This window comes from Rhodococcus sp. Leaf225 (assembly GCF_001426145.1).
In the GTDB taxonomy this organism is placed as follows: domain Bacteria; phylum Actinomycetota; class Actinomycetes; order Mycobacteriales; family Mycobacteriaceae; genus Rhodococcoides.
This window is the reverse complement of the sequence record NZ_LMRN01000012.1, coordinates 365,948-379,241: the sequence shown is the minus strand read 5'-3', so window position 1 is coordinate 379,241 and position 13,294 is coordinate 365,948. Positions and strand designations below refer to the sequence as shown.

General features: G+C 69.4%; 15 protein-coding genes. 8 read left to right on the top strand and 7 right to left on the bottom strand.

Going from position 1 to position 13,294, the window contains the following annotated elements; translation table 11 throughout:
* Nucleotides 1-181: 181 nt before the first annotated feature.
* The gene (gene ppgK / locus ASG69_RS11475; protein WP_081821182.1) at nt 182-994 is read right to left on the bottom strand and encodes a polyphosphate--glucose phosphotransferase; all 813 of its coding nucleotides are present in this window, start codon (nt 992-994) and stop codon (nt 182-184) included.
* A 146-nt stretch (nt 995-1,140) separates the two neighbouring features.
* On the opposite strand from ppgK, the gene ASG69_RS11470 reads away from it, so the two are divergent.
* Entirely contained in the window at nt 1,141-2,052 is a 912-nt protein-coding gene (locus ASG69_RS11470) for an inositol monophosphatase family protein (protein ID WP_056444834.1), read from the top strand.
* A 6-nt stretch (nt 2,053-2,058) separates the two neighbouring features.
* Here ASG69_RS11470 and cei read toward each other — a convergent pair whose 3' ends face one another.
* A complete protein-coding gene (cei, locus tag ASG69_RS11465; protein ID WP_027505181.1) occupies nt 2,059-2,739 on the bottom strand; it encodes an envelope integrity protein Cei in 681 nt (226 codons plus the stop codon).
* A gap of 628 nt (nt 2,740-3,367) precedes the next feature.
* Here cei and ASG69_RS11460 point away from each other — a divergent pair.
* Nucleotides 3,368-3,670: a DUF4193 domain-containing protein gene (locus tag ASG69_RS11460; protein WP_027505182.1), complete on the top strand. Its 303-nt coding sequence runs from the start codon at nt 3,368-3,370 to the stop codon at nt 3,668-3,670.
* 15 nt (nt 3,671-3,685) lie between these two features.
* Here ASG69_RS11460 and ASG69_RS11455 read toward each other — a convergent pair whose 3' ends face one another.
* Nucleotides 3,686-4,231 carry a DUF3093 domain-containing protein gene (locus tag ASG69_RS11455; protein ID WP_268788562.1) on the bottom strand — a complete coding sequence of 182 codons (546 nt, stop codon included), beginning with the start codon at nt 4,229-4,231 and terminating at the stop codon, nt 3,686-3,688.
* Between the two features lie 141 nt (nt 4,232-4,372).
* Here ASG69_RS11455 and dut point away from each other — a divergent pair, with 141 nt between their 5' ends.
* Both dut and ASG69_RS11445 read left to right on the top strand, forming a co-directional pair.
* A complete protein-coding gene (gene dut / locus ASG69_RS11450) occupies nt 4,373-4,840 on the top strand; it encodes a dUTP diphosphatase (protein ID WP_027505183.1) in 468 nt (155 codons plus the stop codon).
* A 2-nt stretch (nt 4,841-4,842) separates the two neighbouring features.
* Complete coding sequence (locus tag ASG69_RS11445; RefSeq protein WP_056444831.1) at nt 4,843-5,670, top strand: DUF3710 domain-containing protein; 828 nt, start codon at nt 4,843-4,845, stop codon at nt 5,668-5,670.
* A gap of 22 nt (nt 5,671-5,692) precedes the next feature.
* On the opposite strand, the gene ASG69_RS11440 is transcribed toward ASG69_RS11445, so the two are convergent.
* Nucleotides 5,693-6,397: an alpha/beta fold hydrolase gene (locus ASG69_RS11440; protein ID WP_082544479.1), complete on the bottom strand. Its 705-nt coding sequence runs from the start codon at nt 6,395-6,397 to the stop codon at nt 5,693-5,695.
* 139 nt (nt 6,398-6,536) lie between these two features.
* Between ASG69_RS11440 and ASG69_RS11435 the strand changes: the two genes are divergently transcribed.
* Nucleotides 6,537-6,914: an OB-fold nucleic acid binding domain-containing protein gene (locus ASG69_RS11435; protein WP_027505186.1), complete on the top strand. Its 378-nt coding sequence runs from the start codon at nt 6,537-6,539 to the stop codon at nt 6,912-6,914.
* Nucleotides 6,915-6,951: 37 nt separating this feature from the next.
* Nucleotides 6,952-7,641: a DUF3159 domain-containing protein gene (locus ASG69_RS11430; protein WP_056444828.1), complete on the top strand. Its 690-nt coding sequence runs from the start codon at nt 6,952-6,954 to the stop codon at nt 7,639-7,641.
* Between the two features lie 23 nt (nt 7,642-7,664).
* Here the strand turns inward: ASG69_RS11430 and ASG69_RS11425 are convergent, their stop codons facing one another.
* Together ASG69_RS11425 and ASG69_RS11420 are read right to left on the bottom strand one after the other, a co-directional pair.
* Entirely contained in the window at nt 7,665-8,330 is a 666-nt protein-coding gene (locus ASG69_RS11425; protein WP_027505188.1) for a potassium channel family protein, read from the bottom strand.
* Between the two features lie 59 nt (nt 8,331-8,389).
* Entirely contained in the window at nt 8,390-9,052 is a 663-nt protein-coding gene (locus ASG69_RS11420; RefSeq protein WP_027505189.1) for a potassium channel family protein, read from the bottom strand.
* A gap of 123 nt (nt 9,053-9,175) precedes the next feature.
* Between ASG69_RS11420 and ASG69_RS11415 the strand changes: the two genes are divergently transcribed.
* The gene (locus tag ASG69_RS11415; RefSeq protein ID WP_027505190.1) at nt 9,176-11,188 is read left to right on the top strand and encodes an APC family permease; all 2,013 of its coding nucleotides are present in this window, start codon (nt 9,176-9,178) and stop codon (nt 11,186-11,188) included.
* Complete coding sequence (locus ASG69_RS11410) at nt 11,185-12,444, top strand: class I SAM-dependent RNA methyltransferase (protein WP_056444825.1); 1,260 nt, start codon at nt 11,185-11,187, stop codon at nt 12,442-12,444. Before ASG69_RS11415 ends, ASG69_RS11410 begins: the two co-directional genes overlap by 4 nt.
* Nucleotides 12,445-12,448: 4 nt before the next feature.
* On the opposite strand, the gene ASG69_RS11405 is transcribed toward ASG69_RS11410, so the two are convergent.
* A complete protein-coding gene (locus tag ASG69_RS11405) occupies nt 12,449-13,294 on the bottom strand; it encodes an ABC transporter permease (protein WP_056444823.1) in 846 nt (281 codons plus the stop codon).

The following is a 13,294-nucleotide window of genomic DNA, read 5'->3' as shown; positions in this document are numbered from 1 at the left end:
GGATTTCCCGGCGTGAAACCGGGGCGTGGACCATTGTAACGACCGCCGCGAGTGCACAGCACCAACGCGCGGGAGGACGCCGAGGTTCCCGGCTCACCGGCAGTGGGGTGTGAGTCACATCGCGCATCGGCGAGCCGACGCGGCGCAGGTCAGAGGGGCGCGTGTCCGCCCTCGGCGAGAATCAGGGCGCCACACCGGACTGTGCGGCGAGGGCCGCGCCGACGATTCCGGCGGCGTTGCGCAGCGTCGCGGGTTGCACCGGGGTGCGGTTGGTGAGCAGGGGAATCCACTTCTCGGCTTTGCGGCTGATGCCGCCGCCGGCGATGAAGAGGTCCGGCCAGAACAGATCCTCGATGCGCTCGAGCACGCGCGAGACCTCTTTGGCCCACGCCTTGTACGACAGTCCGTTGTCGTCCTTGACCGACGACGCGGCGCGGTGCTCGGCCTCCTTGCCGTCCACCTCCATGTGCCCGAGCTCCGTGTTGGGCAGGAGGACGCCGTTCTGCAGGATCGCGGATCCGATGCCGGTGCCGAAGGTCAGCAGGATGACCACACCCTTGGAGTCCTTGCCGCCGCCGAACTTGTCCTCCGCGATGCCCGCGGCGTCGGCGTCGTTGAGCACGGTCACCGAACGACCCCCGAGATGGTCGCGGAACAGCGCGCCGGCGTCGGTCCCGATCCAGCCCTTGTCGACGTTCGCGGCGGTTCGCGCCACGCCACCGGTGACGACGCAGGGGAGGGTGATGCCCACGTCCCCGGTCCACTCGAAGTGGTCGACGATGGCCGCGACCGTCTCGGCCACGGCCGTGGGAGTCGACGGTTGCGGGGTCTCGATCTTGTAGCGCTCGCCGATCAGTTCGCCGGTGGCGAGATCGACCACGCCACCCTTGACGCCACTGCCACCGACGTCGACACCGAAGCCTCGGCCCTCGGGGTGCGAGCCCGTCTTCCCGGCGATGGAGACCGGGCCGGGTTCGGTGTGGTCGTTCGTCATGACAGAACCTCCTGGTGGCGTACGCACGCGTCGGCGACCGGCGCGTTCGTGCGAGATCTGGTGCGCGCACGTCACCCTAGTTGCTGGCGGCGTTCCCGGTCGCGCGGCACCGTGGCGGGTGGCGCGCCGTACCGTTCCGCCGCCCGATGTGTTCGGATTACCGGGTGACTCCTCATGACGATCTGCCGCAGGACGACTCGACGAGCACGCTCGACCCGGAGACGTTGCGCCGCATCGCCGTCGACGTCGCACGTGAGGCGGGACGCCACGTACGTCGGCGTCGGCCGGAGGTGTTCGGCGCGGGCGGTGCGGCGGTGGACGCCGTCCGGTCGAAGTCGACGCCCACCGATCCGGTGACGGTGGTCGACACCGAGACCGAACACGTCATCCGGGACCTGTTGAGCCGGCTGCGTCCCGACGACGCGGTACTGGGCGAGGAGGGTGGCGGGGAGGACATCGCCCCGTCCGGTGTCCGGTGGGTCCTCGATCCGATCGACGGCACCGTGAACTTCCTCTACGGCATCCCGGCCTACTCGGTCTCCGTGGCCGCGCAGATCGACGGTGCGTCGGTGGCGGGCGCCGTGGAGGACGTGGTGGGGGATCGCACGTACGCGGCGTCGCTCGGCGGCGGCGCGTGGTGCTCGGACGCGGGCGGAGACTGGGTGCGCCTCCGAGTCAACGACATCGACGACGTGGCACTCACGTTGGTGGCCACGGGATTCGGTTACGACGCGGCGCGCCGCCGCCGTCAGGGCGCGCTGATCGCGGCTCTGCTGCCCGAGGTGCGGGACGTTCGTCGCATCGGCTCGGCGGCACTGGATCTGTGCATGGTGGCGGCGGGGCGCGTCGACGCCCACTTCGAGCACGGGCTCAGCCCGTGGGACTGGGCGGCGGGCGCTCTGGTCGCGGCGGAGGCGGGTGCGCGGGTGATCACTCCGTCGCCGCACTCCCGCAGCGACGACGGCGAGGTGACGATCGCCGTGGCGGAAGGTGTGGCAGACGGGTTCCTGTCCGTACTCGACCGTCTCGGTGGCGTCGCCGCCATCGCGAAGGCCTGACCCGCGTCAGCAGTTGACGCGGTGCGCGGCGGCGAGCAGATCGACGTCCAGGTTCGGTGCCGCGGCGCCCGGAGCCACGTCCGCGAGCGAGCGGATGACCTCCTCGCCGTCGGTGTTCGGTTCCAGCGCACGGAAGTTGGTGCCCAGCGCGAGATCCACGGTGTCGTCCTCGCGGGTGTCCTGAACGAACTCGGCGCACGGCGCGACCAGTGCGACGGTGCCAGCGGCGGCCACGCCGGCCGCGCCGAACCGGATCTGAGCTATGCACTGCATGTTCTGGTCGACGTAGACCGGGTCGTTGCCCACCTGCACGTCCGGTGCGCTGGCGAAGCCGAAATCGCTGAGATCGGCGGCGATCTCGGCGGCCTGGCCGCCCTGTCCGTTCGCGTTGAACACGCGCACGCGGGTGGCGGACAACGGGGCGGGCTGGGTGTCCGTGACCACCGAGGCGTCCACGACGCTGCCGGGCTCGGCGGCCGCGGGGGCGGCGGGATCGGAGGCCGGCTGGGGGGCGTTGCAGGCGACGGCGTCCGTGCCGGTCTCGGTCGTGGTCAGGATGTTCACCCACACGGCCGCACCGGCGAGGGCGAGCACGACGAGCACCACGAGGATCGGGAAGGCCCGACGCCGCGCGTACGGCCGCCCCTTGTCGTCGGTCGAGGAGCCGTGAGTGATGAGTGAGACCACGGGAGCGTGCCCTTCTGCTGATACGTGTCGCGCTGTCGTGTCACGGGCGGTGACTCGCTCACTGTAGTGGGCCGCGTCGGCATGTGACGCGCGACGCACGGCAGGTGGGAACGTCTGCACGGTCGACGGCGTTGGCCGGGGTGAACAGGGGAGATGCGGTTCCTCCGGGAGCCGTTCGCGCCACGACACACCGCGCTGGGCAGGGTGTTTTCCACACCGGCTCGTCGTCGGCTATTGTCTGGCGGCCCGGCGGATCGAACTCACGGCCGGTCGGGCTCCTCGGGCCTGCACGCCCGCAGCAAGAGAATGTTTCCCGTCACGGGGATTCGGGCACAGTCGGCTCACCCGCACGCCGGCCGTCATCCGTCAGGACGACGGCTGCGAATAGGTGAGCGAGAAGGACGGAGATCCTCCCGGCGGAAGTCGGGAAGAAGTCCGACCGGATCGATGTTCTGCCACGAACAGCAGACGAGGAACACGAACGACCTGCATCGGGATCCGAGGGTGTGAGTCCGACAGAGGACGAGTTCGTCGAACAAGAAGCGGTCGACGTCTTGAACATCCCCCATGAAGGCGATCGAAGGAGACCGGGCACACCCGGTCTCAGCAGGAAGGTAAGGGGAACAACATGGCCACCGATTACGACGCACCACGCCGTACCGAGTCCGACGACGTGTCGGAGGACTCCCTCGAAGAACTGAAGGCACGCCGCAACGAGGCGCAGTCCGCCGTCGTCGACATCGACGAGACGGACACCGCGGAGTCCTTCGAACTGCCGGGCGCAGACCTGTCCGGTGAGGAACTGTCCGTGCGTGTCGTGCCGAAGCAGGCCGACGAGTTCACGTGCTCGAGCTGCTTCCTGGTGCATCACCGCTCGCGGCTGTCGTCCGACAACGGCGGCGTTCTGGTCTGCCGCGACTGCGCGGCCTGACCGAGGAGACCTCCGTCAGGAGGTCGGTGGCTGCGGAGTCAGAGCCGCAGCCACTGCATCCGGGTTCCGGGTGCTCACCAACCAGTACGGTGTCGGGTCGTTCTCGTCGTCGAGGACGACCAACACCATCGGCTTGACCCACGAACGATGCTGCACGAAGGCGGAGGGGTCGAGCTGGCGTCCGAGGGCGGCACTCTTCGCCGTCCCCGGCACCACCGCCACCCGATCGATCACCGATGCGGGGAGCCGCGCCTTGCCGGCGTGCAGCATGCGCTCGCCGTTCTGCTCCGTCACCTCGACGCGCATCCGGCCCAGGTACGTGACCACCCAGATCGCGAACGGCACCAGCACCACGTACGGCAGCCAGGCCATCACGCCGGGTGATCCCATGTGCACCTCGGCCGAGAGGATCGCCGCGACGCCGATCGCGGCCACCCAGTACCAGACGGGTACGCGGAGCCGTTCGCTGTAGACGACCGTCTCACCCCCGCCGTCGTGTGCCGTCCCGGACGTCCGGGTGGCGTGATCTGCTGAGGTCTCTCTCGAAGCTGCGTCGGACACCTCTCCAGAGTAGAGGGTCGGACGGGCGGGAGGTCGACGGTGCATCGACGAGTAATCTCGACCGATGTGAGCGATCTGACGGCCGAGACGGCGACACGCACGACCCGCGGAGACCAGGGATCGGCACCGGCCGTCGAGACGGTGGCCGTCAGACGACTCGATCCGGACATCCCGCTGCCCGTCCGTGCACACGCCGGTGACGCGGGTGTGGATCTGTGTTCCACCGTCGACGTCGTCATCGAACCCGGTGAGCGTGCCATGGTCGGTACGGGCATCGCCGTGGCGCTGCCGGTCGGCACCGTCGGCCTGATCCACCCCCGGTCCGGCCTCGCCGCGCGAGCGGGATTGTCGGTGGTCAACACGCCGGGAACGGTCGATGCCGGTTATCGCGGCGAGATCAGGGTCTGCCTCATCAACCACGATCCACGCACCCCCATCGAACTGCGGCGCGGGGACCGCATCGCCCAGCTGCTGGTGCAGCGGGTCGAACTGCCCGACTTCGTCGAGGTGGCCGAGCTGGACGACACCACCCGTGGTGTCGGCGGCTACGGCTCCAGCGGCGGACACGCGGTTCTCGATGCCGTCACCGCCAGCGAGAAGGAGAACTGAGCATGTTCGGACGCAAGAAGAAGGGGCGCGACGACGTCGACGCCACCGATCTCGACTCCGCGCAGGACGTCGAGGTCGAGGAGGTGGACGAGGTCGACGAGGTGGACGGTACGGCGGACGACACCACCGGGCCGTGGTCGATCGACGACCTGGACGGCGACCGCGAGAGCATCGCGGAGGGACGGCTCGACCTGGGGTCCGTGCTGTTGATGCTTCCGGCCGGAGGACAGCTGCAGGTCGAGATGACGCAGGCCGGCGCACCCCAGGCCGTCCACATCGTCACTCCGAACGGGCGCATCACCGTGGCGGCCTTCGCCGCTCCGAAGTCGCCCGGTCAGTGGCGTGACGTCGCCGCAGAGTTGGCCGACACGCTGCGCCGCGACAACGCGCGGGTGGCCACCGAGACCGGCCCGTGGGGCCGTGAGGTGGTGGGCTCCGCGGCCGGCGGGGATCTGCGTTTCATCGGCGTCGACGGGTACCGCTGGATGATCCGCGGCGTGGCGAGCGGACCGGCAGGCAGTGTCGAGGCCGGATCGCCGCTGGTCGAGCAGGCGCGTGCCGTCGTGGCGGCGACCGTGGTCGATCGCGGCTCGGACCCGCACCCGGTGCGGACGCCGTTGCCCATCAGTCTGCCGCCGGCACTCGCCCAGCAGCTCGCGGCCGCGCAGCAGCAGCAGATGGCTGCCGCACAGGCGCAGGCCCGAGCTGCGGTGCAGCAGCAGGTGCCCCAGCAGCAGGTACCTCAGCAGCAGGCCCCCGACGTGGACGCCGCTGCCGAGGCGCAACGTCGGCGCGGGCCCTCCGGTTCGGCGATGCAGCAGCTCGACTGAGTTCTCGGCGAGAGCAGCTCGACTAGGACCCGCCCGTCGCACGGCGGAGCGCGGTGACGCCCAGCCTGCCGAGCTCGCCCGGGGACGCGGCGAGGACGTCGAGCGCGAAGGGGTCGAGGTGCGCCGTGGGAAGAGCCGCGCACCAGTCCTGCGCGACACCGAGCGGATGCACCGGGTCGTCGATCGCTGCCACCACGCCGACCGGCACCGCGAGGGATCGCAGGTCGTCGAGGGTGGGTGCCACGTACCGGGCGGCGTCGTCCAGCGCCGTCGGCAGCATCGGCCACTGTGCTCGCCACGACCGCGTCAGCGCCTCGGCGAGCCACCGCGGACTCGACTGCGCCATCGCCGCCACCGACGCATCGAGGCCGTGGGCCCGCAGCGTCGCCGCCGTCGCGGCGGCACCGACCGCAGCGGGGGAGTCGCCCGGAGATCCGGTCCACGCCGGCATCGCGAGGACGGCGCCCTGCGCGGCGCCCCGACGGTCGAGCGCCCACCGCGCCGCGACCGCCGCGCCGAGTGAGACACCGCCCACGATCAGGTCCCCTCGAACGGCGCCTCGTACGTGGTCGAGCGCCCGCACGTAGCCCCCGACGACGTCGGCGGGTTCGGGCTCGATCACCCGCAGTGACCAGCCGAGATCCGCCACGGCATCACCGAAGGCCCCCTCGACGAACGACGCGTCGGAGCCGGTGCCGGGCAGCAGTACGACGGTGGTTGTCTCCATGGTGTCCGCATCTTCTCGTGGCGTTCACCGACCCGACCGGCCGGGTGTGGTGAGGCGTGCTCGGAAAGGTCTACAGTGGCGCTGACAGAAGCAGAACATCCGCCGCGGAAGGCCCGCGCGAACCGCTCCAGGAGCACTCATGGCACCCGCTGCCGCAGGATACTTCCGCCGCATGGCCCGGAAGTTGACCGAGGACATCGATCAACTCGATGCCGAGGAGTTGGAGTCGACGTCGAAGGCGTCCGGCGCCCAACGAGCATGCGATTGCACTCGCGGTGACGAGGTCACCATGGTCGGACGGCTCCGCAGCGTCGAGACGTGCAGCAAGGCCGCCAACGCCATCGTCGAGGCCGAGTTCTTCGACGGCACCGACACCATCTCGCTGATCTGGATCGGCCGACGCAAGATCGCCGGCATCGAGTCCGGCACGCAGTTGCTGGTCCGTGGTCGCGTGGGGGAGCGCGAGGGCCGCAAGGTCATCTACAACCCGTACTACGAGCTGCGCACCGAGGACTAGTTCTTCGGGAGCCGCATCGTCTGGCACCCTGAACTGCATGAGCGAGTCACCGAACAGTCAGCCCACCGAGGACGCGCCTCCCGAGACGATCCTGTCCCAGCTCGGTGGGGTCAGCGTACTGGTGTTCTCCACCCTGCCCGTGCTGGTCTTCGTTCCGGTCAATTCCCTCGCGGGTCTCACCGCGGCCATCTGGGCTGCCCTCGGTCTGGCCGTGGCGATCCTGGTGTGGCGCCTCGTGAAGCGGGATCCGATCCAGCCGGCCGTGTCGGGATTCTTCGGCGTGGCTGTGTGCGCGTTCATCGCCTACCGCACCGGAGACGCCAAGGGCTACTTCCTGTTCGGGATCTACACCTCGCTCGCGTACGGCGGGGTGTTCCTCGTCTCGATCCTCGCTCGTCGGCCGCTCGTCGGCATCGTGTGGGGCTACCTCAACGGCACCGGCAAGGCTTGGCGCGAGCATCGGGCCGCCGTCCGCGCGTACGACATCGCGACGTTCGCCTGGGTTCTCGTGTTCGTCGCGCGGTACGTCGTGCAATCGCAGCTCTACGACTCCGACCAGACCGGGTGGCTCGCGGTCGCCCGCATCGCGATGGGCTGGCCGCTCGCGGCGGTCGCGTTCGCCGTCACGTTCTGGGCCGTGCGACGGGCCGACGCTGTCGTGGCCGCAGCGACGCACCGGGAGAGCGAGACCACCGAGGTCGTGGACGCGGACCGCATCGAGCCCTGACGGCTGTCAGTCGGTCCTGTCGGTCAACGCTGGGAGAGTCCCAGCACCTCGCGGAGTTCGTCCTCGACGTCGACGGTGGTGACGAACAGCAGTTCGTCGCCGCCCTCGAGCGGGTCGTCCTTCTCCGGGACGATGACGCGACCACCGCGCAGGATGGTGACCAGCGCGACGTCGCGAGGAAGCGTGATGCGCCGCACCGGTTTGCCCGCCAGCGGCGTGTTCGCCGGCAACGTGATCTCCACGAGGTTCGCCTTGCCCTGGCGCAACGTCATCAGGCGCACCAGATCTCCCACCGAGACCGCCTCCTCGACGAGCGAGGCCAGCATGCGCGGTGTCGACACGGCGACGTCGACTCCCCACGACGCGTCGAAGAGCCACTCGTTGCGCGGGTCGTTGACGCGGGCGACCACTCGGTCGACGCCGAACTCGGTCTTCGCCAGCAGGCTCAGGACCAGGTTGGCCTTGTCGTCGCCCGTGGCGGCGATGACCACGTCGTACGACTCGATGCCTGCGCCCTCGAGGGTGGCCAGCTCGCAGGCGTCCGCGTGGATCCACTCGGCCGCCTCGACCGATGCCGGGTCGACGTGGTCGGCCTTGCGTTCGATCAGCAGGACGTGATGGTCGGACCTGAGGAGCTCGCGGGCGATCGAACGGCCCACGGCTCCCGCTCCGGCGATGGCGACTCTCATGACGGATCCTTCGGTGACAGGTCTGGTGCGGGGACGGACACGAGGTGAGGCAGGAGCCGTCAGTCCTCGGGCGGAGGGTTGCTCGCGAGCGCCACGGCCTCGGCGACCATGCCGTCGACCGCCGCGATCCACACCTCGTCGTCGGCCTGGATCACCGTCTTGCGGTCGGGCAGAAGTCCGGCACCGAAGCGGATGATGAAGGCCACTCGGGACTTGGTCGCACTCTCGAGCGCGGTCACGCCCTTGCCCACCCATCCCTCGCCGATGTCGAGGCGGGCCACCGCGACGCTGCCCGACGGATCGCGCCACTTGGTGAGCTCGTTGTCGTGGATCAGCGTGTGCAGGAATCGATCCGTCGTCCACGGCACCGTGGCCACCGTGGGGATGCCGAGGCGTTCGTACACCGCGGCGCGCTTGGCGTCGTAGATGCGCGCGACGACGCGCTCGACACCGAACGTCTCGCGGGCGACACGCGCGGAGATGATGTTGGAGTTGTCGCCCGAGGACACCGCGGCCAGTGCGTCGGCCTTCTCGATGCCCGCCTCGACGAGCACGTCCCGGTCGAACCCCATGCCGATCACCTGACGTCCGGTGAAGTTGGGACCGAGCCGGTGGAACGCGGTGGGATCGCGGTCGATGACCGCGACCTCGTGGCCGATGCGGGTGAGTGCACCCGCGAGGGCGGAGCCGACGCGGCCACACCCCATGACGACTACGTACAACAGACGCTCCGTTCGGGAGTCGAGAGGACGGTGCCCAGGTGATTGCTGCCGGGAGGGACTTCGCGCAACGCTATCGGTCACCCTGCCCCACGGTCGAGCCCGGTACGGCCTACGCTCTGCGATGTGTCCAAGCTTTCGACGGCCACCAAGAGGCTGCTGCTGGGTAGGCCGTTCCGTAGCGACACGCTCGGACACACGCTCCTGCCCAAACGCATCGCCCTCCCGGTGTTCGCGTCCGATGCCATGTCGTCCGTCGCCTACGCGCCCGAAGAGATCTTTCTGGTGCTGTCGGTCGCCGGGATCTCGGCGTACTCGTTCTCCATCTGGATCGGTCTCGCCGTCGCCGTCGTCATGGCGGTGGTCGTGGCGAGCTACCGCCAGAACGTGCACGCCTACCCGTCCGGCGGTGGCGACTACGAGGTGGCCACCACCAACCTGGGACCGACCGCGGGCCTGACCGTCGGCAGTGCCCTCCTCGTCGACTACGTGCTCACGGTCGCCGTGTCCATCTCGGCCGCTGCCTCCAACATCGGATCGGCCCTGCCGTTCGTCGCGGAGCACAAGGTGCTGTTCGCGGTCGCCGCCATCGTGCTCATCACCTCGATCAACCTGCGCGGCGTCCGCGAGTCCGGTACCGCGTTCGCGATCCCCACCTACGCCTTCATGGTGGGCATGGTCGTCATGCTCGTGTGGGGCCTGGTGCAGGTGTACGTCCTCGGCGACGACGTGTCGGCCGAGTCGTCGAACTTCGAGCTGCAGGCGGAGGACAGTCACCTCTACGGCATCGCGTTCGCGTTCCTGCTGGCGCGCGCGTTCTCCTCCGGGTGTGCGGCGTTGACGGGTGTCGAGGCCATCTCCAACGGCGTGCCCGCCTTCCGCAAGCCGAAGTCGCGCAACGCCGCCACGACGCTCCTGCTGCTCGGCTCGATCGGCATCACGTTGCTGCTCGGCATCATCCTGCTGGCGGAGAAGATCGGTGTGAAGTACGCGGCGGACCCCGCGACCCAGCTCGTCGGGGCTCCCGAGAACTACCAGCAGAAGACGCTCATCGCGCAGCTGGCCGAGGCCGTCTTCCGGCACTTCACGCCCGGCTTCTACTTCATCACCATCGTGACGGCGCTGATCCTGGTGCTGGCCGCCAACACCGCCTTCAACGGGTTCCCGGTACTCGGGTCGATCCTGGCCCAGGACCGATTCCTGCCCCGTCAGTTCCACACCCGCGGCGACCGGCTCGCGTTCAGCAACGGCATCCTGTTCCTCTCGGCCGCCGCCATCTTCTTCGTCGTCATGTTCGGCGCCGAGGTGACCAAGCTGATCCAGCTCTACATCGTCGGAGTGTTCGTCTCGTTCACGCTCAGTCAGACCGGCATGGTGCGGCACTGGACCCGGTTGTTGCGGACCGAGACGGACCCCGCGCAGCGCCGGTCGATGATGCGCTCGCGTGTCGTCAACGGCATCGGACTGGCCATGACGGGCGCCGTCCTGGTCATCGTTCTGCTGACCAAGTTCCTCGCGGGTGCCTGGATCGCGATCATCGCGATGCTGGCGATCTTCGGACTGATGAAGCTGATCCGCAAGCACTACGACTCGGTGGCCACCGAGCTCGCCGACGTCGAGTGGGACGGTGTGCTGCCCAGCCGCACGCACTCCATCGTGCTCGTGTCCAAGCTGCACAGCCCGACGCTGCGCGCCCTCGCCTACGCCCGTGCGACCAGGCCGGACACCCTCGAGGCGATCACGGTCAACGTCGACGAGGCGGACACGCGCACCCTGGTGCGCGAGTGGGAGAAGAGCGACCTCAGCGTCCCGCTCAAGGTGGTCGAGTCGCCGTACCGCGAGATCACCAAGCCCGTGCTCGACTACGTGCGCCGGGTCAAGCGGGACTCACCGCGCGACGTCGTCACCGTGTTCATCCCCGAGTACGTGGTGGGTCACTGGTGGGAGCAGGTGCTGCACAACCAGAGTGCGTTGCGACTGAAGAGTCGTCTGCTGTTCCAGCCCGGCGTCATGGTCACCAGCGTGCCCTGGCAGCTCAACTCGTCCGAGCGGGCGAAGCGCGAGAGCCTCGAGAACGCACCGGGCTCGTCCCGTCGTGGTTACGAGCCCACCTCGGCCGAACGGCGATCCGAACGATGACCGACTCGTGGCTCGACGCGGTCGTCGAGGTCCGCGTGGGCAAGCCGGGACACGGCGGCTTCTGCGTCGCACGGCACGAGGGACGCGTCATGTTCGTCCGGCACAGCCTTCCCGGCGAGCTGGTGACGGCGCGGGTCACCGAGGACACCGGCAAGTCCTTCTGCCGCGCGGACGCCGTCGAGATCCTGGAGGCCTCGCCCGACCGCATCGCGCCGCTGTGTCCCATCTCCGGCCCCGGTGGGTCGGGATGCTGCGACTTCTCCCACGCGACCGCCGAGGCCGGACGCCAGATCAAGGCGGCCGTCGTCGCCGAGCAGCTGAGCCGCGTCGGGGGCATCGAGCGCACCGTCGAGGTGGAGTCGCTCGGTGATCAGACCGGCTGGCGGACGCGCATCCGGTTGGGTGTGGACGACGAGGGACGGCCCGGTTTCCACCGGCTCCGCAGCGCCGACATCGTGACGGATCTGGCCTGCCCACAAGCGGTTCCGGGGATGTACGACGGGCTGGCTGCCCGGTCGTGGACGCCGGGCGCCGATCTCGCGGTGGCCGTGGACTCCGACGGGACCCGTCACGTCGTGGAGATCGCTCCTGCCGCCGACCGTCGCGTGCGCGCCGACACCGGTCGTCGCGGCGCCTCCTCGCGCCGCGCCGCGAAGTCCGGTGACCGCGCGCACCGGGTGCGTGAGGGCTCGGGTCGGGCCGTCGAGCGCGTCGGGTCGCGCGAGTGGACCGTGGACTCGTGGGGGTTCTGGCAGGCTCACCGGGCGGCTGCCACGCAGTACGCCGAGGTGGTCCGGGAGTGGTCCGGTGCTCGGCCCGGTGACACGGCCTGGGACCTCTACGCCGGTGCGGGCACCTTCGCGTCTGTCGTCGCCGAGACGGTCGGACCGGGCGGCACCGTCGCAGCGGTCGAGTTCTCCCACCGGGCGGTGGTGGACGGGCGTGCGGCGGTGACGGACCTGCCGCAGCTGTCGATGGAGGCAGCGCCCGTCGAGCGCGCGATCGGATCCCTGCCGCCGCAGCCGTCCGTCGTCGTCCTCGACCCGCCACGATCCGGCGCCGGCAGACAGGTGATCGCGGCGGTCGCCGGTGCGCACCCGGATCGTGTGGTGCACATCGGGTGCGACCCCGCGTCCTTCGCACGGGACGCGGGGCTCTACCTCTCGCACGGCTACCGCCTGGAGAATCTCCGTGCGTTCGACGCCTTCCCGATGACCAGCCACGTCGAGTGCATCGGATCGTTCGTCCGGGACTGACGCGTCACTTGGCGTTGTACAGGCGCATCGTGATCGGTCCGAACACCGCCAGCAGTCCGACGGACCAGATGCCGGTCCACATCAGCGCGTCCGTCTCGAGCACACCGTCGGCGAAGCCGCGCAGCGTCGTCACCAGATGCGACACCGGATTGACCGACACGAACGCCTGCAGCCACCCGGGCATCGTCGTCGGGTCGACGAAGATGTTGCTGGCGAAGGTCAGCGGGAACAGCACGAGCATGGACACGCTCATCACCGCGGTCTCGCTGCGCAGCATCAGCGCGAACATCGTCCACACCCACGAGACGCAGAACGAGAACGCCAGCAGCAACGCCACCGACGCCAGCACGCCGAGTACGCCGCCCGCGGGCCGGAAGCCCAGCGCGAGACCCAGCACGAGCACGATCGTCGAGGCGAGGGTGTAGCGGACCACGTCTCCGAGCAGGGCGCCGACCAACGGCGCCGGCCGCCAGATGGGCAGCGACCGGAACCGGTCGAAGACGCCCTTCTCGATGTCCTTGTTCAAGGTCAGACCCGTGTACATCGTGATCATGACGACGGTCTGCACCAGGATGCCCGGCAGCAGGAACTGGATGTAGGCACTGGTCGAGCCCGCCAGGGCGCCGCCGAACAGGAACGTGAACATCAGCGTGAACATCACCGGGAACATGGTGACGTCGAACAGCTGCTCGGGGACGTGCTTGATCTTCAGCAGGGCTCGCCACCCGAACGAGAGCGCAGCCGACATCGACGACGGTCGATCGGGACGGGGACCGGAGTCGCGGAGCAACTCGGCGATGGTCGGCTGCGCGGTGCCCGTCGCGGCGGTGGGGGAGTTGGTGGTGGTCAT